The organism is Dyadobacter sp. UC 10 (assembly GCF_008369915.1).
Taxonomy (GTDB): domain Bacteria; phylum Bacteroidota; class Bacteroidia; order Cytophagales; family Spirosomataceae; genus Dyadobacter.
This window is the reverse complement of record NZ_VSRN01000001.1, coordinates 630,608-655,933: the sequence shown is the minus strand read 5'-3', so window position 1 is coordinate 655,933 and position 25,326 is coordinate 630,608. Positions and strand designations below refer to the sequence as shown.

The following is a 25,326-nucleotide window of genomic DNA, read 5'->3' as shown; positions in this document are numbered from 1 at the left end:
CATACAGCAGATAGGATTTCCCTATCTGCTGTTTTGTTGAATCGCCTGCGGCATTTTTTCATTTATGAATACTTCCAGGGGTAGTCCTAAATGTTTGTGAAGATTAAGGATTTGCTGCAAGGTAAAATACCGCTTCCGGTTAAGTATTTCAGATACCCGGGACTTGGGTCCTATGAATTGCTCCAGATCTTTGCTTTTCCAGCCGTTTTCTTCCATTAAATATTTAATAGCGTTAATCGGATCCGGGTAAGGTATCGCATGGTGTGTTTGTTCATACGCATGCACCAACGTGCTGATGACGTCCAGCTCATCATCCAGTTCAGAATAGGGGGCAGGGGCCAAAGTAAGCAGTTCATCAATGCGACGAAGCGCATTTTGATAATCTGCTTCTGTTTTTATAGGGGTAACTGTTACGGTACTCATGGTTGCTTAGATTTTTGTTTTCGGAACAATGGTATGATTACACGGTATGGGCATCAATCTTATCGTATTCTGCATGTGTACCAATCCACCTGACGTAAATCGTTTGCCGGTATACCAGGGCGACTGTAACAATCCGGTATTTATTTCCTTTAATATCAAATATCACCCTGTTATTTCCAATCGTATCTACGGAGTTAGCTACTTTTCTAAGATCATTCAGACTTTGAATTTCTAAGTCCTTGATTTTCGCAATCCATACCTCTAATGCGGTCTTCGAATCTGCATGTGTGTGATAGAAATCTCGCAGCCGGGTGGTCGTAATAATCCTCATGAAGCTAATTTTCATTAAAGTTACATAATTGGTAACTAGATTTGCAACGGTTTGTTACATATTGTGTAACAATATTTTTCTAAAAATTAAAAATTTTTCACAGGTTTTGTCCAATACCGGATTTTCGGTTGTCATTGGTTTTTAAACGTTAAAATTTATAATCAAATGGAATCAAGATTGAATCTTCAGGAGAAAGGAAAAAATGCATTGAAAGTGCTTTTCGGTATGGGCGGGTACCTTCATAAATCGACCATCGAGTTGCCTTTGCGGGAGCTTGTGGTTTTCCGGGTGTCGCAGATCAACCAATGTGCTTACTGTCTGGATATGCATTACAAAGATGCCCGTGCGAAAGGAGAAACCGAACAGCGGCTGTACGGCCTGAGTGCCTGGCGCGAGGCTCCCTATTACACCGACCGCGAAAGGGCGGCATTTGCCTGGGCGGAAGCGGTGACCAAATGTGAAGTCCCCGACGCAGTTTATGCCGAGGCAAAGCAGCAATTTTCCGACGAGGAACTGATCGACCTGACGATGGTTGTGACTAATATCAATACCTGGAACCGTTTGAATATTTCGTTTCCGGGCGAAGTAGGCAGCTACCGCGTTGGACAGTTCGGGTGAGGAATAACTTGTCGGAAATGGTAAGAAGTTAAAATCAATCCAAAAAATTTAAACTAAAACAAAATGAACGAATTCCTCATAGCAATCCACCGGGACCTCAAAAGCAAAGACGCAAGCCCGTCGCCCGAACAAATGCAGGCTGCCATTAAGCCTTTTCAGGACTGGATCGGAGGTATAGCTGCCCAGAACAAACTGGTAGCTCCCCCAAAACGCTGGGACCTCGACGGCCGGGTAGTAACCAAAGACAATACCGTCCTGAACGGACCTTATGCCGAGATCAAAGAATCCATCGGCGGCCTGTTCTTCATCCGCGCCAATGATTATGACGAAGCCGTAGAAATCGCCAAAGGCTGCCCGGTTTTACAATGGGGCGCTTCGGTGGAGGTTAGGATGGTGGTGGGGTAGAGAGAGGTTGGGAAGTGAAGTCATTGGGTGGTCATTGGGTTGTCATTTATTGGTAGGGGTGTCAGGAAATTCGAGGATTTGAATTTATTATTAATAGATAACGACCAATGACAATTAATGACAATCCAATGACAATTAATGACTATCCAATGACAATTAATGACCACCCAATGACCAAAGCGAAACCACCACACCTCCTTCCCAACTTATTTCGAACGGAGTACCGCAACATTGTTGGGGTACTCTGTTATTCTTTCGGGATCAGGCATGTTGAGATCGCGGAGGATATCGTGAGCGATACTTTTTTGTCGGCTACCGAGCATTGGAGCATGAACGGCGTGCCTGAAAATCCGACGGGCTGGTTATATACAGTGGCTAAGAACAAGACCAAAAATTACCTCAAACGCCACGCCCTTTTTGAGAACAAACTGGCCGCCGAGATCCGGTATACCGCCGAAACCACCGAGGAAATTGAAATCGACCTGTCCGAAAAAAATATTTCGGATAGTCAGCTGGCGATGATATTTGCAGTTTGTAACCCTGTTATTTCGACGGAATCGCAGATTTCACTGGCATTGAACCTCCTTTGCGGGTTTGGCGTGCAGGAAATTGCCGACGCATTCCTGACCAATAAAACGGTCGTATACAAACGGCTTACCCGTGCCAAAGAGAAACTGAAAGAGGCCAATATCCGGATCGAGCAGCCTGGCTTGCCGGAAATAAGCAGCCGGCTGGATAATGTGCTGACTACCTTGTACCTGCTGTTTTCAGAAGGATATTACTCTCAAAGCCAGAACACGACGCTTCGGAAAGACCTTTGTGCCGAGGCAATGCGGCTCGGCTCGCTGCTGCTCGACAATACAGCTACCAACAAGCCGGCCGTGAATGCATTGCTGTCGCTCATGTGTTTTCATTCTTCCCGGTTTGACGCGAGGCTGAATGAAAATGGTGATATGATATTGTATGAAGACCAGGACGAAGCACTCTGGAACTGGGAGTTGATCAGTCTGGGGAAGGACTTTCTGATCAAGGCTTCCACAGGTAATGAAGTTTCAAAATATCACCTGGAAGCGGGGATCGCATTTTGGCATACGCAAAAAGAGGATACAGGTCAGAAATGGGAGAATATCCTGCAACTGTATAACAACCTGCTTATTCTGGAATATTCACCGATCGCTGCTTTGAACCGGACTTTTGCAATTGCCAAATCGCGGGGAAAAAAGCAGGCGATTGCGGAAGCTGAGAAATTGCAGCTCACAGAAAATCATTTCTATTTTTCACTGCTAGGCCATTTGTATTCTGATTTTGACAATGAAAAAGCACTACTGCATTTTGAAACCGCGCTCGGAATGGCCGCTTCTGAATCAGAAAAATCAATGATCCGTACCAATATTTTGAGACTGAAAAATGTTGATTGATTTAAATCAATGACAGCAATTTGCTTATTATTTATCTTTGAAAAGGTTAATACTTTAAATAGCTTTAAATTTTGCTGTTTAGGTTATATTGCAGTAATCCGTAAAGAGCTGATCAGTTGATGATCAGCTCTTTTTTATTCTTTATATTTCAACTTATTACTAACAATATTAGAAATCTATTGACATATGTCAATGGAATTGGAAGCCGGTTTACTTTTCTTTGAATGTGGACATTGACGTTGTAAATTTTGATTTAGTTAAGTAAGCAATATAGCCGTTCTGCTTGGAGCGGCTATATTTTTTGTATTAATCAGTTCCATTGAAAAATAATAGCAGCCAGCTCTTCGATTGAAAATAGTAAATGAAATGGTTGTTCATTTGTTTGAAAATCAGTAAGTTGATGGGTTTTTAAGTTCGTTTTGCGATATGCAACAGCGGAACAGTGTCTGATGGGCATTTGGTTCTGATCGTTTAACGTTATTGACTTATCAAATCACTTAAATCATACAAAATATGCAACGTAGAAAGCTACTTCAATCTTCAATCGCGGCAGCCGCAGGCATGGCGGCAATGGGAATCGGTCCTGCAATGGCAGGAGGCAAATATGAAGCACAAAAACAACTATATGAATTGCGGGAATATGAAATGCGGTTCGGTTCAAACCAATCGATATTGGAGGATTATTTTAAAAACGCGCTGATCCCTGCCCTGAACAAATATGGTGTAAAAACGGTGGGCGTGTTCAGAGAATGGGGCAAATCGGATCCGGCTAAAATCTATTTGCTGGTGCCATATGCTTCTTTCGACACATATCTCTCTGTCCATGCAAAACTGAAAGCGGATGCCGATTATGTAAAAAACAGCACGGCCTACCATCATGTACCTGTGGACAAAGCCCTTTACAGTCGCTTCACGTCCTCTTTGATGCTTGCATTCGACGGATTTCCTCAGTTGGTAGCTCCGGCGGGTGCCCCCCGTATATTCGAATTAAGGACATACGAAGGGTACAGCGAAGATGCTGTAAGACGAAAAATCAAAATGTTTAACGATGGGGAGTTCCCGATTTTTAAAAGGGCAAAACTGGAACCGGTGTTCTTTGGCGAAGTAATAGCCGGTGATAAATTGCCGCGCCTCACTTATATGCTCGTGGTCGATAACATGGAGGAACGGGATAAAGGATGGGATGCATTTCTTGCAGATCCCGAATGGAAAAAGTTAGTGGCAGACCCTCAATATGCGAATACAATTTCCACTATTATTAAAACCTTCTTGGTTCCCGCACCCTATTCCCAGATATGATGGACACGGGTTGTGGGGTTAAAACAATGTAAACAATTCACTGGTTTCAGTACAATGGGTCTGTTAATATAGATTGTATTGATTTATGTCAATGGTAAAGTAATAAAATGCACTTAGTTTTGCTTCCAGTACCAAAAACCTTTTGGTTGATGGAGTGTCGTAAAATAATAATGGTTAACCTGATTTGAGGTTAACCATTATCTTTTTTATCTCAGTAATAATATTGAGAGACACCGAAATTATTGATTTATATCAATGTTTTGTAAAAATGTTACACGTACTTTTATTTTGACTATAGAGCTTAATGGTTCTCATAATGCTAGAATAAAATAGCTGACCGGTTTTCAGGTTAGCTATTTTCGTTTTTATCAATCATGATCGTATTTCTAAACTGACTTAATTTTGTATAAATAGGGTGACTAATCAAAATAGCCGATCAATATCGATCGGCTATTTTACTTTCAGAGGGTTTGGGGCCTGCTTTGCGTGGCCGGGCATATTTTTTTCTTAGTTACTTACAGCGACCCACGAAAACGGAAGCGTAATTCTAATATTCCCTCTATCAAGATTAGTTGAAACATGAAATTTGCGCGTTTTTTTATACTCACTCTATTGAGTTCAGATGTGCTTTTTGCACAGGAATCCCGGATAACAGATCCTCGTTTTGTTGTAAAACAGTACACAGATGAGGACGGTCTACCCCAAAATAGCATCAAAGGAATATCGTCGGACCGCAATGGCTTTATCTGGGTGGCGACAGAGGAAGGTATTTCCAGGTACGACGGCAGAAGGTTTGTCAATTTCTCGGGCCCCGACTTTGGCGGTGATAATAACCGGGTCGTATCGCTAATGCCCTCTGTTAAAAACACGCAACGATATGCGGATTTTTTCGCCAGGTGCGTGGGAGACAGGGTACTCAGGGTTACGAGAGATAGTCGCGCAGAAGTGACTGATGATGATAATCAGGAGCTTAAAAGAAGGGTTCATTTAGGCAAAAACGACAAGCGGCTCCTTTATACGGTGCGCAGTCTGCCTTACTTCGACCAGTCCCCGTCCAGCAGCCAGGTTTCTGTAATGCCCACCAGCCACGACCGTGCTTACCTGTGGACGCCGGGCAGGATTTCGGCCTTCGCAGGCGACCGTATAGAATATGAGGTTAGTGCGCCGGAAGTAAAATATCTCTTTATGATCGGCAAGCAACCCTACACACTGAATAAAACCGGGGAATCGTTTCAGAAGCTTACAAACAGGGGGCTGATGCCGGTTAGGCTTAGCGGTGATATCCTCGAACATCCGTCGTTTCCCCGCCGTAACTTTGCCATGCGGTTCATGGAATACAACGGAAAAGAGCGTGAGCTGTACACGCTTTTCTGGAACAATATATCGAACCAGGCATTCCTGTACCTCGACAAAAAACTCTATTACGTTACGGAATCGTCGGGGACACTGGCCACGCGCTGCCTGCTCAACGATTTCGACATCAAGGACCTGATCATCGAATCCATTATGCTGGACGAACGATCGGGGACACTTTACCTTGGTTCGTCCACCGATGGGCTGTTCATCTTGCAGCCGAACCCGTTTCATATTTACCTGTCAGGCAAAGTTGGTAATGTATTTTACGGTCAGGTACCCGCGGGTTATGAGTCGCTGGTAACCCCGGAAGGGTTTCAAATCCGTTTTGATACGAGGCAAAAAACATTCACCTCCCAACCGTTCCTGAAACCTGTTTCACTCCGTACCGCCGACAAATATTTTATCACCAGGGACAGTGCGGGTAACTTTTATGCGCTGAGGGATAAATTGCTTGTGAAATATGATAAGGCCGGACAACTGGTACAAAGCTGGCCGGATGTTCCCGGAGTGAAGGCCCTTTATTCCAACGGAAAAGGCAGGCTATGGATAGGAGATGTTTTTGGCGGTTTGTTCTGGCTCGATACTGAAAGTGGCAATGCGCGTATTCGCCGGTTCAAACAAGGCCCGTGGAAGGAAATAGTTTGTATGAAAGAGACTGCCGACGGGACATTGTGGCTAGGGACGCCATCGGGCCTTTTCCGGCTAAATACAAACTCAGGTCATTTGGCAGTGATAGAAGGCACAGAAGGCGTGTATATAAGAAGCATGCATTTCAACCGGCACGGGATCTGGATGTCAACCTACCATAGCGGTATAATGTTGTTACCAAAAGGCAAACCACTCGTGCGGCTGCCCGCGGATCACGACAATTACCTGTCGCTCACACATTGTATTCTGGAAGATCAGAAGGGATTTTTATGGATGACGACCAACAAAGGCCTTTTTCAAATCAAAATGGACGACTTGCTGGCTTATGCGGCTGGCAACCGCAAACGCCCCTTTTATTTTTTTTATGACAAAAACCAGGGCCTGTATACCAACGAATTCAACGGAGGCTGCCAGCCTTGTGCGGCCAAAATGAAAAACGGCTATTTTTCGCTGCCTTCGATCAATGGACTGCAATGGTTCAATCCGCTGGAAATTGAGGTCGATGTTCCCAGAAATGGTTTGTTTATCAGTGCGTTATTTCTGGACGGCAAGCCGATTCAACGTGAAAATAAGATTGCGCTGCCCAACCGTTTTGACGAATTTCGGGTGGACGTATCCTGTCCATATTACGGAAACAGAAAAAATTTGGTGCTTGAATACGCGATTGTAAGGTCCGATGCCGGACTCACCTGGCTGCCGCTGACGGTAGAAAACAGCATTAGCCTCTCCCAGCTTCCATACGGTCACTATACCGTCAAAATCCGGAAGAAGAACGGATTTGGTCAGGATAATTACGTTTACAAAGACCTTGAAATAGAGGTATTGCCTGCCTGGTATGAGACGTTCTGGTTCAAGATCCTCTTCTTCGCTGCACTGGTGTCGCTCGTGATCTTAGTGATCAGGCTGCGCATCAGCTATCTGCTTAGAAAAGACGAGGAGTCGAAATTATACAGGCAGGCTTATCTGCAGGGACAAATGCTGGCGGTAATCAACCATGATATTCAGACTCCCCTGCGCTATCTGGTCAACTCGCTGGAGCAAGTCAACAGCTACCTGGCGCAGCCGGCGACTGACCCGGTGATCCGGGAGACAAGTCGCGTCGCATATCTTTCAGCCAGACAGATTAAAAAATTCACGAGTAACCTGCTCATTTTTATCAAAACCCAGATTAACGGGCCGTCGGGTAATATTATCAGCGAAAATTTGCGGGTCCAGGAACTACTGGAAGGCACCTTGGAATTTTTCAGTGCGATTATTCAATCCAAGGAACTGGCTGTGCGGGTTGAGGCGCTGCCCGGGCTGACTGTTCATAGCAATAAGAACCTGATCTCGGTAATCCTGCATAATCTGATCGACAATGCCCTCAAAAACACACATTCGGGAGAAGTAGTAATCTCATCCTCCCGATTCGACGATGCAGTGGTGATTAAAATTGCAGACAACGGATCCGGAATCAACAAAGAGACGATCGACTGGCTCAACTCAAGCGCCGGAGCATCGGACTATTTCGAAGAGCCGGACACACCCGATGGAATCGGGATCGGTCTTGTGATCGTCAAAGACCTTTGCGCCATGCTCAACATCGGGCTCTATATTGAAAGTAACGAAGGTCAGGGAACCATTGTCCGGCTGATATTCCCCGCCGAAGCGATGGTGAAAATTAAACGCAGCATGGCACGCTGATCTGTCTTTCGTAATGTAAATTCTATTAAATACCCACGGGTATTATACGATGCAACAATTTTTGTTTTCCATAATTCGTCATCGAGCGGATCCGGGACAAGGTTTCGGGCGTAATGCCGAGATAGGATGCGATGTAGTAATGAGGGATACGGTTAAAAAAATCGCCGTGCGATTCGGTAAATTGCTGAACCCTTGTGGCAGCGGCATCTTTCTGGAACAGACTTTCGCGGTCGTCCTTCTGCAAAACGAGCTCCATCAAAATGTTGTTCAGGTATTCTTTATATCTATGACGGCCCAGATAATATTCAAGCTCGCTTACATGAAATTCAATGATCTCGCAATCGGTCAGCGTTTCAAAGCAGGTTTCAGTTTGTTTTTGCAGGATAAAGCTGGTCGCCGAATACAGCATGAACTGACCCGAGGTCGCAAAAGATTTGGTAATGCTCCGGCCTTCCGGGGTGATAATGAACTGGCGGGCGATACCACTTTTGATGTAAACCCAGGAATTACAAACCATATCCTGGTGAAAAAGTATTTTATGTGCCCTTACTTTATTGACTTTGCCGCTGTTAATAAAATCCCCGATTTCTTCGGGGGAAATTCCATAATCGTACATATTCTGATCCATTCGCAAAGCAGTTGTGTTGGTCTGGTAAAGCTATTTACCATCCTGGCAACCGCCCTTGGAAAAATCGGAGCATTTACCTGTAAATCTTACAGTTTTTCGCGCGAATTTATTCTACAACACGCACACAATCAAACGTTATAGCTCAACCTGATGCTTTACCCTTTAGCAAGATTATGATGGACCAGAAACGTACATTCGACGCAATTTGCATGCTCATTGCAGATGATCACGACATTGTAAGGTTTGGAACAAAACAGCTGCTCTCCATTCACTTTCCGGGAGCAAGGATGCTGGAAGCCAGCCATTTCGATCAGGTGCTGACGATTGTTTCGAAAGAGGTGGTCAATCTGATTATTCTCGATATTAATATTCCCGGCGGCGACCGTTTGACCATGATCGAAACGATCCGGATCAAGCGGCCCGAAGTGCGTATCCTGATGTTTTCTTCCTACAATGAACAGGTGTATGCGTTGCCCTACCTGCGGGCAGGCGCCGACGGTTACGTGTCCAAAACCGCTCCGCATAAATCACTGATCGAGGGAATCCAGACAGTTTTAAGTGGTAAAAAGTATCTCAGCGCGGAAGTTCGGCAGGCAACTATGGACTACGTGCTGGATCCTGACAAGAGTCAGCGGAAGCAATTACAGGATCTCTCTCCCCGGGAGCTGGACATTTCGCAGTTGCTGGTAAAAGGGCTGAACGCAAGGGAAATCGGTAATCAGCTGGCGCTCTCGGCTTCGGCTGTCGCGATGTATAAGCTGAAAATTTTCCAGAAGCTGGGTGTTACCAATGTGCTGGAGTTGAAAGAGTATATGCGGTTTTTGCAGGATTAACTTTTAAGCGTCGTTGATGTGCAGTGTGAAACAGGACAGGGGCAAAGGTAGGGGGCGTCGGTATTGTGAACATTGATTTTTATCAATAAAAAAGCGATTCTGAGCGGGAAATGGAAATTTTAAATGCATCCGAAATCCTTGATTAACATCAATGACAGGGCGCATGGTAGCGGACTACATTTGTTCATTCATTCTCTCCGTTCATCCAAACCGCTTCACAATGCAAAAAACTTTACTACGCCAGTCTGTACTGTTCATCGCAGTACTTACGCTTCTTACAAACAGTATTCCGGTCCTCGCCCAATGTGATCCGCCCGTTTCGGCAACGGTTTCATCCGCCAATTCAACCTGTATCAATAACGGAAGCATTACCGTCAGCAATGTAACAGGAGGAGGGTCTGCCGAAGCAACTATTGAATATGCGATCACCGCCAGCAGCAACCCAAGCCAGCCACTTGTTAAATATCAGAACAGCAACATTTTTAATAACATTTACCCGGGCACGTACACGGTTGGTATCCGGTATAATTGCGGGGGAACCGTCACTTCGCCACTCACGAAATCAGTGACGATCGGTGGAAATTATGTACAACTTCAGGCCAGTATCAGCAATATCCGGACAGCATACTGCAACAACGGGGGATTTACGGTCACAGCCACCGGCGGATTTGGTGCCAGGTCTTACCAGCTCGTTTCATCCCTCAACGCCGATCAGCCTGATCCCTCCGCTCCGGCTGCTGCGCAGTCAGCCAATGTGTTCGACAATCTTGCCCCCGGCCGCTATTACGTCCGCATTATGGATGCCTGTGGAAATTTCATTACGAGGCAGGTCGATATCCCTTCTGCTACTGCTTCCGGCCCTTTCAGAACAACTTTTCAATGCTCGGCGAGTGGCAGCGCATTTGGGAAAATAGATTCGCTTTGTGGCTCTGTGACCAGATATACCCTGAAGCGACGCTCGTTTATCAGTTCTCCGGCAGCTACTAATATGAGTTTGCCCGGGCAGCTCATTACACATTATCCCGATGGTACTTCGGACGTTATTAATATCACTTCAACTACCCAGTTTGGCTCGCCGGCATTTGTCCCGGACAAGGATATTACCAGCATGATCAATGCAGGACAGCTGGGTAGTTATTATCTCGAATTCATCGACAACTGCGGGACAGTATTTACTTCCCTGAAAGCAGCTTACAAAGCGCCTGAAAACGAACAATTGCATATCAACGCAAGTGTAGGACAGTCCTGTGCCGGCCCCACGATCGGGTACAATCAGACACTCGCCAATCGCTTTTTCAGCAACCAGACTTGCCACACCGAATGCCCGGTTGCGCCGGTGGAAGCAGGAGGGGCGTTTACAATGGAGCCGCTGATCACCTACTACACAGATGACTTTAATTACAGCCTCGATAACGGAGCAACATGGCACAATCAGAGTGAGGTATTGACAGTTCCGTGCAGTACGGCGGTAGCCAGGTACACGCCCAGGTTTCAGTACTGCGGCAACACCGACACGCAGAATACCTGCCAGGCGACATTTGTACCAGCCTGCGATAATAGCTTTCCTGCGACTGAAATGAACAATTTTGCCTGCAATGGCAATACAGGAATGTATATCAAATGGAAAAATGCGCCTGTAATAGGTGAAACCGTTACGCTCGAATTTACCTCCGTGCCCGAGGGCCAGCCTGCCATTCCTGTTACGACAACGAGCTATACCACCGACCTGGGAAAGGATAATGGAAACCAGTATGTTTCACAGATCAGCGATCTCCTCCCCGGTACATATTCATATAAAGTAACCAATGCCTGTGGCCAGGAATATACCAATACCATCACCCTGAGCCGCCCACACCAGTTTGCGATTGAAAATGTGACGACCGAAGCATCCTGCAACAATGCAGACCTGACGGTTTCGCTGTCCAACGCACCGTTTATGTCGGCCACATCGACGAGTACAGCCTATCAGGAAAGGAACATTTTTAAAGTTGAGCTTGTGAACAGCGCGGGGAGGGTAGTGCAAACCACCCAGGTAACCCTTGGCAATACCAACTCGCCTTTGCCTTATAGCGACAATGGCGGCCGGGTGGAAGGCGCTGTGAAGTTTGCAGGCGTGCAGGAAGGGGAGTACACGCTTCGGTTTTCCCACAATTTTTATAGAAACCTCCACAAAATACCGGCAAGCTGCCCGGTTACCAGAAGCGTTGTCGTTCCTAAAATCACAATGGATATCACCCCCTCGCTTTTCAGGGATTGCGGGGATGGAAACGGCGCTATTTCTGTGATTGTGCTGGGCGGTGTTGCACCGTTTAACTACAAACTCTATGCGGGTTCTACGGCGGAAGGCACCCCGCTGGCCACACAGACAGACCCATTGTTTTCCGGACTCAACCCGGATCAGAGCTACGCGATCCTGGCGACAGATCAGTGCGGCTCTGGTATTTCGGCCAGTAAAAGCTTCTCCACCATTGCGCCCGCTCATGTGAGGCACATCGGCAATGCGTGTGACGGTGAAAAGTTCCAGCTGTATGTCAATAAGGTAGACGGTGCAAGTTATGTATGGGAGAAAAATGGCGTCGTGCTGGAAAATACGACAAGCATACTCGACTTTCCTTCCTTTTCAGCGGCCGACTACGGTGATTACAAGGCAACTGTGAATGTACCCGGCTGCGGAGGCTATACTGATAACCAGGTGCTCGACGCAGGTAGCTGCAACAACTTACCGGTAGTATTGACCGACTTTGATGCAAAAGAAGAAAATGGCACTGTCCTGCTCTCCTGGACGACGGCCTCAGAAGTTAATAACCTCGGTTTCGAACTTGAAAGAAGCTCTGACGGCAAGCGGTTCTTTCGGATCGGTTTCGTCGCAGCCAAACCTGGTAATGGTACCAGAGAATATCAGTTTACAGACCTTGAACCCGAAAGTGCAAAGCAATATTACCGGCTCCGGCAGATTGACCGGGATGGGACCTTTGCTTACTCCTCGATCGTTTACGTAAGCGTTCCGAAAATGCCTTTTGTAGCCCTGCCGAACCCAGCCATTGATTTTGTGAAAATAAAGGCGCTTCCGGCCGGATCAAGGGTTGAAATATTTGACGTGTCAGGGAGGCTTGTGAAGACTGTGATCACAGAGGTTGGAGATGAACAAATTGACATTCAGTCATTTGCCAGCGGTACCTATCTGCTTCGGGTATCAGGGAAGCAAATGCAACAAAGTAACTTAAAAATAGTCAAGCCGTGATAAATGAACGCGTGGCCGCAGGGGTAACCAGGTGGCCGCGCAATTTTTTAATAGAACCGGCTGCAATTAATATGGATTCAGTGAACATTCTTATTTTGGAAGACCACCCGGTAACCGCGAGGGGTATAAAGGAGTTTTTGACCGCATTGCTGTCGGGGAAGGTTGCTGCACAAATAGAAACCGTTAACCCGGCGGAAAAGGCAAATCTGGCAGGCTTCACGGCTGATATCGTTGTAATCTGTATCAATCCCAGATCCATATATCCCCTGATATTTGACAAACTCAGGAAGGCCAATGCCTGGGATCCTAAAAAGATCATCGTGTATTGCGACAAAAGCGAATTTCGGGCAGGCCTCGATTTTCTGTACAAAGGTGTAGGTGGTTTCGTACTGAAGGAATCGGCGCCGGACCAGCTGGTCCGCTGCATTGAATGTACGGCAGCCGGGCAGCCTTATGTTTGTCAGAAAGCAGTACAAAAGATCATCGCCCACTTTATGCCGGATTCAAAAATCATGATCAATCCCGGGGCAGAGGGCTTCCCGCTGACCAGCAGAGAGCTGGAAATTGCCAGGGAGATTTCAAGAGGCCTGCGCGTGACGGAGATCGCCCGGCGCCTGCGCATTACGCCCGGCCGTGTGAGTATTTGTAAAACTACTATTTACAAAAAATTGGGCATTAAAGACCATCACGAGCTTTCCTCGCGGCTTTTTGAACTTTCTGCCACTCTGAAAAACGACTGACGACTATCAGGAAACTGGTCTAACAGCCGGACGGTAAGTATACACCGAATAAGGCAGGATGATGCCGGCAACCCATCTCGAAATAAGGCAGGCAAGAACGATCGGCACAAAGAGCACATAGCTGTCGGCGATTGCGCAAGCCAGAAAAATGGCCGTGAAAGGTGCATGTATGCTGCCGCTCAATACAGCTGCCATTCCTATTACTACAAAATTGATCGGGACCAGCCCGAGGTCAAAATAGAAATTGAGAATATGGCTGACGATCAGGCCCAAAAATGCGCCGATGAACAGGCTGGGTGCAAAAACGCCGCCATCGCCACCGGCTCCTAATGTCACCGAAGTCGCCACCGGTTTCAGCAGCATGACCATCAGCAAAGGCGTCAGCAATGCAAGCGAGGTAAGGTTAGTGGTTGCGATCGCAGTCTTGATTCCCGCATATCCTTCTCCGTAAAGTCCGGGAAACATAAAAACGAGCACCGAGATCGATAGCGAGCCTACTGCTATCTTAACCATATCGTTCTGAAAGGAACCGAAAAGCTTCTTGAAAAACAAAACGCATTTGGTCAGATAAACCGCATTCAATCCCGCCAAAACGGCCAGCAATAGCATATAGGGAAGTGCCTGCATATGCCAGGCCTGGATTTTGAACTCGAACAAAGGCTTGTAGAACAGGAAGTGCGTGATCAGCCAGGAAGTCACGATCGCAGTGATCACACTCACATGGTGCAGCTTGCTCCGGCGCCTGGTAAAAACTTCAAAAGCGAACAAAAATCCGGCAAAAGGAGCATTAAAAAGGGCGGTAAGGCCTGCCGCAAGGCCCGAGCAGATGAGGTCGGTCCGGTACTTTTTCAGAAAACCTGCTTTTCGTGACGATAAGGCACCGATAGCCGCTGTAGAAACGACCGTAGACACTTCAATTCCCGTGGAGCCACCGAATACCACTGTGAGCAGTCCATTGAAATAATGGGAGGGGATTTTGTACGCCGGCAGCATATGCGCGTCTTTATTAATCGTGTCCATCACTTCCCTGATCCCCTTGTTGGCTTTGTTCCGGAACAAAAAATGCCTCAGTACATATATCGTTGCCAGTCCGATAAAAGGCAGGATAAAAATCAGGTAAGGCCTGTGGTGGATGCTTTCGAGGAAAAGTTCTTCGTAATGCTCAGTTGCAACTTTTAACGTATCGGCGACTAATGCGGACAATACCCCCGTAACAGATGCCGCAAGGAGTACGGCTGCGACGCGCCGTGATTTTTTGATTCGGTATGAATTTACAGTCATAATTAATAAACTGGCTATCGGTAACGACGGTTCCAGATCTTGTACCAGTTTTTATTTTTTGGGTAATGGCGGTTGGGTGCCATGTTGTTGACAAAGAGTGCGATCAGCAGCAGGATCAATACGCCGGTCAGTACAGGACTGAGCACGTAGGTGAAGCCCAGGCTGGTAATTTTTTCGGAGCCGATGTTGGCTATCAAAGCAGTAGCGCCGCCCGGCGGGTGCAGCGTACGGGTAATCTGCATGAGCACGATCGAAATGGATACCGCGAATGCCGAGGCCAGCCAGATGTTGCCGGGTATAAGCTTGTGGACGGTAACACCCACAATGGCGCAGACCAAATGGCCACCGATCAGGTTGCGGGGCTGGGCAAGCGGGCTGTTGACGATCCCATAAATCAGGACGGAGGAGGCGCCGAACGATCCGATCAGAAATACGCTGTCGGTCGTCGAAAACAGGTTGTTGTTGAAGAAACCAATCAGGGCTATGCCTGCGAAAGATCCTAAAAAAGTCCAGAAATGGTCTTTGGTGTCGACCAGTGTTTCTTTGTAAATCACATATCGCGCCATGCGCATATGCTTTCGTATCCGCTTTCTCAATGCATTTTCAATTGAGCCGCAAAATTACGATTTTTTGCGATCCGTACGGCCCGGCGAAGTCCGTAAATGCTAAATGATTGTTAACTGCGCTTTATGCGCTGTTATCTTATCATTAACACTAAGTATTGAAATACAAAAACCTGCTTTATTTAAAGTCCATTACCAAAACCTTTGACATGGATTCGAGAAGAGCATTTTTAAAAAAGGCTGCCCTGTTATCGGGCGGCGCCGGCATGATGGGGTTCCTGCCCGAGTCTGTGCAACGCGCAATGGCGATCCATCCGGACCCTGGTACCACTTATCTTGATGCCGAGCATGTGGTGATATTAATGCAGGAAAACCGGTCTTTTGATCACGCGTACGGGAGGTTGCAGGGAGTAAGAGGTTTCAACGACCCGCGCGCCATTAACCTGCCGAATAAAAATAAGGTCTGGTTGCAGACAGACAATAAAGGGGATACTTATGCTCCCTTCCATTTGGATATCAAAAACACCAAAGCCACCTGGATGCACGATCTGCCACATTCGCGTGAGTCGCAGGTGGATGCTTACAATGGCGGCAAATATGATAAATGGCTCGCCTCGAAGCGGTCGGGGCACAAGGAATACTCCGATATGCCGCTTACTTTGGGCTATTACGACCGGGAAGATCTGCCATTTTACTATGCATTGGCCGATGCATTCACCATCTGCGATCAGAACTTCTGCTCGTCGATGACGCCCACGCATCCCAACCGTTACTACCTGTGGTCGGGCACGATCCGCGAGGAGCCCAGCATTGACTCACTGGCGGTGGTACGCAACAGCTATTTTTCCATTAATAAACCCGTGAAATGGAAGACCTTCCCCGAGCGGATGGAAGAAGTGGGTGTTCCGTGGAAATTTTACCAGAATGAGATCGGCGCGATCATGCAGTTTCACCCCGGGCTGGGTTCGTGGCTGAGTAATTTCGGTTGTAATCCGCTTGAAAGGTACGCGCAATACCACGTCAAATCTTCGGCTGACTATATCCGGTATGCAAAGGCGGAAGTGGAGAAACTGAAAAATGAAATGCCCGGACTGAAAGAAAAGCTGGCCGCTGCCACGGGTGACGAAAAAACCAAGCTGACTAAAAGCTTCGACAACAAGGTCGCGTTGGTAGAAAAATACGAGGCGGACCTGGCGCAATACAGTGAAGAAAATCTGAAAAAACTGTCAGTGACCGAACGCAGCCTGCATGAGCGCGCATTCGTAACCAACAGAAATGATCCCGATTATCTTAAACTAAGCACGGTTACCTACGAGGAAAACGGAGAGAAAAAGACAGTTCAGGTTCCCAAAAGCGACATTTTTTATCAGTTTCGCAAAGATGTAAATGAAGGCAAACTGCCGGCGGTATCCTACCTGGCAGCGCCGCAAAACTTCTCGGATCATCCCTCGGCACCCTGGTATGGCGCATGGTACGTTTCAGAAACGCTCGATATCCTGACCAAAAATCCGGAGGTATGGAAGAAGACCATTTTTATTTTATGTTATGACGAAAATGATGGCTACTACGACCACGTGCCGCCATTTTCGATCCCAAATCCTTTTAAGCCCGATTCAGGGAAAGTATCGGAGGGTATTGATATCAAAGCCGAATATGTGACGCTTGAGCAGGACCAATCGCAGGTACCCAAAGGTAATGCGCGGGAAGGGGCGATCGGGCTGGGTTTCAGGGTGCCGCTGGTAGTAGCTTCACCCTGGTCGCGCGGGGGAAAAGTTTGTTCGCAGGTTTTTGACCATACCTCCATTATCCAGTTTCTGGAAGAATTTACCAGTCACAAATCGAAAAAGAGCGTCAGGGAAACCAATATCTCGGAGTGGAGGCGAACGATCTGCGGCAATATCAGTACCGTTTTTCAGCCTTTTGATGCATCTGCTTATGAAAAGCCGAAACCGGTCAATCGCGATGAATTTGTTACTTTGATCCACAAGGCACAATTCCGCGAAGCGCCTTCGAATTTCAAGGCACTTTCGGCTGGTGAAATAGCGGAGATTAACAAGGATGCATTGCGTTCTGCACATTTGCCAAAGCAGGAGCCAGGTACAAGACCTTCCTGCGCGATCCCGTACGAACTGTATGCGGAAGGTGGTTTATCAAAAGATAAAGGTGCATTCGAGATCAGCCTGCATGCAGGCAAAAAGGCTTTCGGAAACAAATCTGCTGGCGCGCCTTTTATTATTTACGCGATCAATACTTACCAGGGTGAGGAGCTCCGTGTCTGGAATTTTGCGGTAAAAGCAGGAGATACCCTGACGCAAAGCTGGAAAATAGCCGACTTTAAAGGTGGTGAATACCATCTGCGCGTTTACGGTCCCAATGGTTTTTACCGCGAATTTGCGGGAGACAAAAATGGACTGGATGTGGCTGTTACCTGTGCATACAGCAACGACAAATCGGGCAAGCCAAACGGCGATTTACAGTTTACGATCTATAACCGAAGCACAAATGCGTTGCAGGTTTCGGTGCTGGATCAGGCTTACGGCGACCAGCCACTTGAACTGAAAGTATCGGCTGGGGGGAAGTCGGTTGCGGTGAAGACACTCAAAAAAAGCCACAACTGGTACGACGTAAGCCTGAAAATTGGGAACTCTGACCTGATCAGAAGATATGCCGGACACGTGGAAACAGGAAAAGAAAGTATCACGGACCCGTTAATGGGCAATCTGAAAACATAATCGAAAGCAGATCAAATAGGATTAAAAGAGATTTAAACTATATTTGAATCACTTTTAATCCTGTCCTGTTTTTCGGAAAGTGAATAGCCAGCAAGCCCGTGACACCACGCTTTGGAAGGCTTTCAAATGTGGTGATCAGTCCTCTTTCGCTGAAATATACGAGCTGCATTATGCGGCACTGAATTCCTATGGGCGCAAGTTCTGTTCAGATCTGGCGCAGGTCGAGGACGCGATACAGGAGCTTTTCGTGACGCTCTGGCGCAGCCGGGAGCGACTTTCGGAAGTTGACAATATTAAATTTTACTTATTCAGGTGTCTCAGAAGGGACATTTATAAACAGCAAATGCGGCAGGAGCGCGTGAGCGAGGCCGGTTTCGAAGCCCTGCTCGAACTGGACGATGTATTACTTGATGCGCAGCTGTTTCAGGAAGAGGAGCTGATTTTCAGGGTCAAAGCGATGTTGAAAAATCTACCCGCCCGGCAGCTGGAAGCGATCAGCCTGCGGTATTACGAAAATTTCAGTTACAGGGAAATCGCCGAGATCATGAATATTTCGGAAAAAACCGTCAGGAATACCCTGCATAATGCAATGACCCAGCTTCGCGAAAATTTACATCACCTTAATCCGCTGCTGCAACTGATTTTTCTGCTCCTGGCTTTATAGTTGCAATACCTTAGGAGGTACCTCCATTTTCTTGTTTTTTAATTCGTTTTAGTCTATATGTTAAATAGATTAAATACATTTGCAGCTACGGAAATTTTTTTCTTTAAAAATGCTTTTCGAATGGGACAACTGTGAAAACTCTCTCTTTATGTTTATATAATACAAAAAGCAGGGCGAAGCAAATCAGCGAAATTTGGAACATTATCTTACATACCGCGCAGACGATTTTTTACAGGACGCTAAGTTCAGGGACTGGGTACTGAATGGTGATTCGGAGGGAAATGGTTTTTGGCAGCTTTTTATGGAGAGATACCCTGAAAAGCAAAAAACAGTGCTGCTGGCTTGCGCCATGCTCAAAGCGCTGTACGAGTTGGAGCCGCTCCCGGGAGATATGGAAAAGCAAAGGACCTGGGAATTGATTTTTGAAAAAATAAATACAGAGGAGGATAGTGAGCCGCGCAGAGCGCACTTCCCAATCCGGTGGGGCTGGCTATCGGCAGCTTCGGTTATACTGATGGCGCTCGGACTCGGCTGGTTTTTTATACAGCGGGGTTCGTTCACAGATCACGCCGCTTACGAATACCAGGTCAGTCATTCACGTATAGTGCTTACCGAACGAAAAAATGACTCCTCTGCCCCGCAAAAAGTCAAGCTTCCCGATGCGAGTACCGTGGTGTTGCAACCTGGCAGTAAAGTCAGTTTTCAGGAAAATTTCGAAGAAAATAAAAGAGAGGTATATCTCAGCGGGGAAGGGTTTTTTGATGTGCGAAAAGAGCTGGGGAAACCGTTCACGGTGTATGCAAACCGCCTGGTGGTACAGGTGGTGGGTACCAGCTTTACAGTCCGGTCGAACCGGAACGAGGGCGCTGCCCTCGTGAAAGTGGCAACGGGGAAAGTGAAGGTATTCGCGTTTGAAAACTTTGGAAAGCCGCAGCAAACAGATGCAGCGCATTTTGTTACGCTGATCCCCAATCAGCAGGTTACCTATGACCTGAAAGCAAACAGATTCGCGAAAGCCCTTGTAAAAGAGCCTGTTGTGTTATCCGCTCCGATTGCGCATCCGGACTTCTATTTCTCGAATACCGCTGTCGGCGACATTTTCAAAACGCTGGAAAAATCCTACGGAGTAACGATCAGATGTAATAATGACAACCTGGCAAGGTGTAATCTAACCGCCCCTCTGGGAAATGAGCCGCTGTTCCGCAAGCTGGATATTATCTGCCAGACAATCGGCGCCACCTATGAGGTTTGGGGGACGGAAATCGTGATCACCGGCCAGGGCTGTAACCCTTAATTTTTATCCACTTTAACCCACAACTGCATGACGAAAGGTTAACCTCTCAGAAGCTGAAAAGCCGGAAATGCTGGTGACACTTCCGGCCGTAAGGCTCCCGCAACGTATGAGGATCACACAATTCCTGTTGACGCAGGAAACGGGATTTTCATTGCTTTTTTTTCAAATCCACGAATAAAAAACAACAGTAAACCTATGGAAATTTTACGGTATTACGTTCCCAAACCCAGTCTGATTATGAAAATATTAGGCGTCCCCATTGTCATATTGATGGTTGCTGCCGGTCTTGTAATGGCTGAGGGCAGCAGCGCTCAGGAGGTATTGAACAGGACGGTCAGCATGGAGGCAGAAAATGAACAGGTAAGCTCCGTGCTCAGCAAGCTGGAAAAGGCGGCCAAAGTACGCTTTACCTACGTGCCCGAAATATTCCCGAAAAGCGCTAAAACAACGCTGAGGGTACAAAACGAACCCCTGGAAAAAGTCCTGATCAGATTGCTGGCCCCCTACGAGGTAGATTATCAGCTCACGGGCAACTATATTATCCTGAAAAAGGCCGGCACCAAACCGGGCAGCGAGACCGGCGCAATCCTGCCCGGTCATGCGCAGTCGAAGGACGTTGCAGTTTCGGGCAAAGTGACGGACGATAAAGGCGAAGGCCTGCCCGGGGTAAGCATTATTTTGAAAGGTACCCAGCGTGGTACCACCACCGACATTCAAGGGGATTTTGTGCTGAATGTGCCGGAGGAGTCGTCAGTCCTTGTTTTCAGCTTCGTGGGCTATCTGCAGCAGGAGGTTAGCTTGCAGGGGCGGGCGCAGCTCACGGTGCAGCTGATGCCGGAAGACCGTGCGCTGAGCGAAGTGATCGTGGTAGGGTACGGAACCCAGAAGAAAGTGAGCATGACCAGCGCGGTTAGTGCCGTGAAAGGGGAGGAGCTGCTGAGGAGGCCGGTTTCGAACCTCGCGCAGAACCTTCAGGGCATTACACCGGGGCTTACCATTGTCGATAACGGAGGCGGCCCGGGGCAGTCTAACGTGACGATCCGTGTGCGTGGGATCACTACATTGAGCGGTGATAACAACCCGCTGGTGATCGTGGACGGGATCGAGCAGCGTTATTCGGATATCAACCCCGACGACGTGGAGTCGATCAGCGTGCTGAAAGATGCTTCCTCTACTGCAATTTACGGATCGAGGGCTGCGAACGGTGTTTTGATGATCACTACAAAAAGGGCGCAGTCGGGGAAAATAGCGGTGAACTACCATGGATTCTATGCTTCCCAGCGATCCAACAATAACCCCGAGCATATGGAACTGGAACCCTACATGCGCATGCAGAATATCGCATACCAGAATGTGGGTTCCCCCGCCAAATATACCGAGGCGCAGATCCAGGAGTATGTAAATGCGACCGACCGCTACAAATACCCGCTGCCGTACACGATGGCGGAGGCGGTTCTGCGGGCCGCGCCCCAGATCAACAACTCTTTGTCAATCAGCGGCGGGAACGAAAACTTCAAGACCCGCGTCAGCCTGCGTTACCAGGACCAGCAGGGGATTATCCCGAACTCTCAGTCTGACCTGACGGACATCCGGATCAATACCGATTTCAAAGTTTCTTCCAAAATCAATTTTGGAGCGGATATTAACTATAAGTATGTGGCTTCACTGGCGCCTTCCAATGAATTCAAGGTTTTTGAAAGATTGAAACACGGCTCGATCTGGACGGTTCCCAAGTATCCCGACGGAACTTACGGAATCAGTGCGCAGGGTGAAAACGCATTGATGTATGCGGAAATCAACGGCACCAACCGGATCAAAAATGACTATGTGACCGGAAGCCTGAAAGCCGGCTGGGATATTATCGACGGCCTGAACTTTACCTCCCAGTTTGCAGTGCGCAAGGATATGGTAGCGGGAAAGCTGTTTTTCAATGCCTATACCATCAATGACTATTACGACAAATCGATCGTGCGTAAAACAGTGCCGCTCAGTTCTTTGACGGAATCCCGCCAGAACAGTCAGGAGTTTACCTGGAACAACCTGCTTACCTATACTAAAACAGCGGGTAACCACAGCGTTACAGCCCTGCTGGGCTATTCACAGATAGAAAGGAATGCACAGAATTTGAGCGCCTACCGGCAGGGATTCTATAACAATGATATTCAGTCGATCAGCCAGGGCGTGAACGATGCGACCAAAAGCAACGACGGCTTTGAGAATCAATGGGGCCTGAGATCGTATTTCTCGCGCCTTAATTATGCTTATAAGGATAAATACCTTTTTGAGGCCAACGCAAGGTACGATGGTTCTTCCCGCTTCACCGGTTCCAAGCAATACAGCTTTTTTCCTTCCTTTTCAGGAGGTTGGAGGATTTCCGAAGAACGTTTCTGGAACGGACTTTCGGGTACGGTCAATGAATTGAAGTTCAGGGGGTCGTGGGGGAAAACAGGCAACCAGGCGGTGGCATTGTACAGCTACTATCCCACATTGAACCTGGCAACCTATTCGTTCAACGGCGTTCCGGTGCAGGGGTACGTCCAGCGACAAATGACAAATGAAGATATCAGCTGGGAAACGACCACCCAGCATAATATCGGCACCGACGTCCAGCTTTTCGGCGGCCGCATTTCAGCCACCATTGATTATTATAAAAAATTAACCGACGGTATCCTGCTCGTGCTGCCGGTGCCGGGTACTTTGGGTTTGCAGCCAACTGCGCAAAATGCGGGTGTAGTAGAGAACAAAGGCTGGGAGTTTTCGCTGGGAGGGCGCGGAAAAATAGGCCCCGTCAAGTCGGAGATTAATTTCAATTATAGTATCAATAACAATAACGTCAAAAACCTCGCAGGAACCGGGCCTTACATTACCGGGGCGATCAATGAAGCAAGGTATATCACGGCGGAAGGCATGCCGATCAATTCTTTCTGGGGATACAAAGCTGCTGGATTGTTCCAGACACAGGAGGAAGTCGACAAGGCTGTGAAAATCGGGGAAGGTATCAAGCCGGGGGATGTCAAATATCTCGACCTGAATAGTGACGGCAAGATCGACGCGGGCGATATGACCTACCTCGGGCGTTCGTTTCCCAAGTACCTCTTCGGTTCGTCAATGAGCTTTGAATACAAAGGATTTTCACTTAATCTGTTGTTGCAGGGTGCAGCCGGGGTGAAAACCAATCTTTCCGGTGCTTTGGGCGACTACGGTAACCTGGAAGGTTTTGCGCATAAAATTTACACAAACAACTACTGGACCCCTGAAAACCCCGGCGCCAGGTTCCCCCGGCCTACCAAATTCGACGTACGCAATACCTATCAGAACGATCGGGAAATGTTGAATGCGACGTACCTGAGGTTAAAAAACATCCAGCTGCGCTACCAGATCCCTTCGGACCTCACCCGGCGGATCAGCCTTGACAGGGTTGCGGTTTACGTATCAGGCACTAATCTGCTGACCTTCTCGGCACTGAACGAATGGAATATCGATCCCGAATCGCTGGCCGGCCGGGTGCAGGATTATCCCCAGACTTCCCTGCTTACCCTGGGACTGAATATTCAATTTTAATTTATGACCCATTTCAATACAGCAATGATGAAAAACCTGAAATATCATAAATGGCTTGCCGCCCTGCTGCTTATGCTGGGCGCCACCGGCTGCAACGACGATCTGCTCACAACCGTCCCGAATGACCGCCTTTCTTCGGATATATTCTGGAAAACGGAAAAGGACGCGATTTTTGCGGCCAATGCGGTTTATACTTATCTCGACAGCACGAATATCTTCTACTACGATGGAATGAGCGATATCGGCCATAACAATTCGGTCACTTCGCAGGAAGCAATGATCGAACGCGGACAGTATGATCCTACTTTTACCCGCATCGGATCCGAATGGGTATTTTCCTACGCCGGTATCCGCGCGGCGAACATTTACCTCGAAAAAGTGGATGAGGTGCAAACCAATAACCCGGCAGTTGTTACGCGGCTGAAAGCGGAGGTACGCGTCCTGCGGGCCTATTTGTATATCAAGCTGGCGGCATTGTACGGCGATGTACCGCTGGTTGAAAAAAGCATTTCCCTGAGCGAAAGCAGGAGCATTTCGAGGACACCTGCGGGGCAGATCTGGGATTTTGTTTACAAAGAATTAACGGAATCTGCGGCGGCATTGCCTGAGGTACAGGCGGAAAAAGGCAGGATCACGAAAGGTGCCGCACTGGCCCTGAATGCGCGGGCAATGCTATATGCCGGCCGTTACGACCTGGCAGCGCAGGAAAGCAAAAAAGTGATCGACCTCGGCATTTATAAAATTTATCCTTCCTATGAAAAACTTTTCACTTATGCAGGGGAAGGCAATGAGGAGGTGATTTTGGATAAACAATATGTAAAGAACAATTACAGTAACTCGGTATTTCAGCTTTTTGGCCCGTGGAGCCAGCGGAATAGCAACAGCGCAGTAGTACCCACCCGCGCTTTGATAGATGCCTACCCGATGGCGAACGGAAAGAAAATTACGGACCCGGCCAGCGGCTACAATGCGGCGGAGCCTTACAAAAACCGCGACCCCAGACTTGGCTTCTCCATTTTCGTCAAAGGCGACAAGCTGCCCGACGGGACGATTTACAATTCCGATCCGGGCAACGGTACTGCCGACGCCGTCGATTTCAGCTGGTTTGCGACGAGCACCGGTTATAATTTTCAGAAATACATTACGCCGGAAGACCTGCCGCAGCCGACCAATTCGGGGTTGAATATCATCCTGTTGCGTTACGCGGATGTGCTGCTGATGTATGCCGAGGCGAAAGTAGAGCTGAACACGATCGATCAGAGCGTTTATGACGCCATCAATCAGGTACGGCAGCGTGCCGACGTTGCCCTGCCTGCCATTACCGGCACTTTGTCGCAGGGTGATTTGCGGGAGGTTATCCGCAACGAACGCAAGCTGGAATTAGCATTTGAAGGGTTGAGGTACTTTGATATCCGGCGCTGGAAACTGTCCGAAACCCTTGTGCCTGGTCGCGTTTACGGTATAAGCTACCTGAAAAACGGAAGCCCGGCGATGATCGAGGTACCTGCATTTGAGAAAGCATTTAACAAAAACAGGGACTATCTGTGGCCGATCCCGCAGCGCGAGATAGAGTTGAACAATAGTTTGTCGCAGAACTTAAACTGGTAA

At 47.7% G+C, this 25,326-nt stretch carries 18 protein-coding genes; 13 read left to right on the top strand and 5 right to left on the bottom strand.

Annotation, left to right across the window (positions count from 1 at the left end; translation table 11 throughout):
* Positions 1 to 21 precede the first annotated feature (21 nt).
* Entirely contained in the window at positions 22 to 423 is a 402-nt protein-coding gene (locus tag FXO21_RS02435) for a helix-turn-helix domain-containing protein (protein ID WP_149638606.1), read from the bottom strand.
* 37 nt (positions 424 to 460) lie between these two features.
* Positions 461 to 769 (bottom strand): type II toxin-antitoxin system HigB family toxin, encoded by a 309-nt coding sequence (locus FXO21_RS02430; RefSeq protein ID WP_225865536.1) that lies wholly within the window; start codon positions 767 to 769, stop codon positions 461 to 463.
* Between the two features lie 150 nt (positions 770 to 919).
* Here FXO21_RS02430 and FXO21_RS02425 point away from each other — a divergent pair, with 150 nt between their 5' ends.
* The 5 genes from FXO21_RS02425 (at position 920) to FXO21_RS02405 (ending at position 8,181) form a co-directional block, all read left to right on the top strand.
* Positions 920 to 1,372 (top strand): carboxymuconolactone decarboxylase family protein, encoded by a 453-nt coding sequence (locus FXO21_RS02425; RefSeq protein WP_149638604.1) that lies wholly within the window; start codon positions 920 to 922, stop codon positions 1,370 to 1,372.
* A 63-nt stretch (positions 1,373 to 1,435) separates the two neighbouring features.
* Positions 1,436 to 1,777, top strand: coding sequence for a YciI family protein (locus FXO21_RS02420; RefSeq protein ID WP_149638603.1), 342 nt, complete (start codon positions 1,436 to 1,438; stop codon positions 1,775 to 1,777).
* 170 nt (positions 1,778 to 1,947) lie between these two features.
* Positions 1,948 to 3,195: an RNA polymerase sigma factor gene (locus tag FXO21_RS02415; protein WP_149638602.1), complete on the top strand. Its 1,248-nt coding sequence runs from the start codon at positions 1,948 to 1,950 to the stop codon at positions 3,193 to 3,195.
* A 513-nt stretch (positions 3,196 to 3,708) separates the two neighbouring features.
* Positions 3,709 to 4,494, top strand: a complete 786-nt coding sequence (locus FXO21_RS02410) for an NIPSNAP family protein (protein ID WP_149638601.1) — start codon at positions 3,709 to 3,711, stop codon at positions 4,492 to 4,494.
* A 579-nt stretch (positions 4,495 to 5,073) separates the two neighbouring features.
* Positions 5,074 to 8,181 (top strand): ligand-binding sensor domain-containing protein, encoded by a 3,108-nt coding sequence (locus FXO21_RS02405; protein WP_149638600.1) that lies wholly within the window; start codon positions 5,074 to 5,076, stop codon positions 8,179 to 8,181.
* A gap of 25 nt (positions 8,182 to 8,206) precedes the next feature.
* Here the strand turns inward: FXO21_RS02405 and FXO21_RS02400 are convergent, their stop codons facing one another.
* Positions 8,207 to 8,809 carry a Crp/Fnr family transcriptional regulator gene (locus FXO21_RS02400; RefSeq protein ID WP_149638599.1) on the bottom strand — a complete coding sequence of 201 codons (603 nt, stop codon included), beginning with the start codon at positions 8,807 to 8,809 and terminating at the stop codon, positions 8,207 to 8,209.
* Between the two features lie 173 nt (positions 8,810 to 8,982).
* Between FXO21_RS02400 and FXO21_RS02395 the strand changes: the two genes are divergently transcribed.
* The 3 genes from FXO21_RS02395 (at position 8,983) to FXO21_RS02385 (ending at position 13,623) form a co-directional block, all read left to right on the top strand.
* Entirely contained in the window at positions 8,983 to 9,642 is a 660-nt protein-coding gene (locus FXO21_RS02395; RefSeq protein ID WP_149638598.1) for a response regulator transcription factor, read from the top strand.
* 220 nt (positions 9,643 to 9,862) lie between these two features.
* A complete protein-coding gene (locus FXO21_RS02390; RefSeq protein ID WP_192579148.1) occupies positions 9,863 to 12,883 on the top strand; it encodes a T9SS type A sorting domain-containing protein in 3,021 nt (1,006 codons plus the stop codon).
* Positions 12,884 to 12,954: 71 nt separating this feature from the next.
* Positions 12,955 to 13,623 (top strand): LuxR C-terminal-related transcriptional regulator, encoded by a 669-nt coding sequence (locus FXO21_RS02385; RefSeq protein ID WP_149638596.1) that lies wholly within the window; start codon positions 12,955 to 12,957, stop codon positions 13,621 to 13,623.
* Positions 13,624 to 13,629: 6 nt separating this feature from the next.
* On the opposite strand, the gene FXO21_RS02380 is transcribed toward FXO21_RS02385, so the two are convergent.
* Positions 13,630 to 14,904, bottom strand: coding sequence for a chloride channel protein (locus FXO21_RS02380; protein ID WP_149638595.1), 1,275 nt, complete (start codon positions 14,902 to 14,904; stop codon positions 13,630 to 13,632).
* Between the two features lie 14 nt (positions 14,905 to 14,918).
* Positions 14,919 to 15,470, bottom strand: coding sequence for an HPP family protein (locus FXO21_RS02375; RefSeq protein ID WP_149643333.1), 552 nt, complete (start codon positions 15,468 to 15,470; stop codon positions 14,919 to 14,921).
* A 206-nt stretch (positions 15,471 to 15,676) separates the two neighbouring features.
* On the opposite strand from FXO21_RS02375, the gene FXO21_RS02370 reads away from it, so the two are divergent.
* From FXO21_RS02370 to FXO21_RS02350, 5 genes are all read left to right on the top strand, one after another.
* Entirely contained in the window at positions 15,677 to 18,199 is a 2,523-nt protein-coding gene (locus tag FXO21_RS02370; RefSeq protein ID WP_149638594.1) for a phosphocholine-specific phospholipase C, read from the top strand.
* A gap of 79 nt (positions 18,200 to 18,278) precedes the next feature.
* Entirely contained in the window at positions 18,279 to 18,863 is a 585-nt protein-coding gene (locus FXO21_RS02365) for an RNA polymerase sigma factor (RefSeq protein WP_149638593.1), read from the top strand.
* 193 nt (positions 18,864 to 19,056) lie between these two features.
* Positions 19,057 to 20,157 carry a FecR family protein gene (locus FXO21_RS02360; RefSeq protein ID WP_149638592.1) on the top strand — a complete coding sequence of 367 codons (1,101 nt, stop codon included), beginning with the start codon at positions 19,057 to 19,059 and terminating at the stop codon, positions 20,155 to 20,157.
* A gap of 237 nt (positions 20,158 to 20,394) precedes the next feature.
* Entirely contained in the window at positions 20,395 to 23,718 is a 3,324-nt protein-coding gene (locus FXO21_RS02355) for a TonB-dependent receptor (protein WP_192579147.1), read from the top strand.
* A 3-nt stretch (positions 23,719 to 23,721) separates the two neighbouring features.
* The gene (locus tag FXO21_RS02350; protein WP_225865535.1) at positions 23,722 to 25,326 is read left to right on the top strand and encodes a RagB/SusD family nutrient uptake outer membrane protein; all 1,605 of its coding nucleotides are present in this window, start codon (positions 23,722 to 23,724) and stop codon (positions 25,324 to 25,326) included.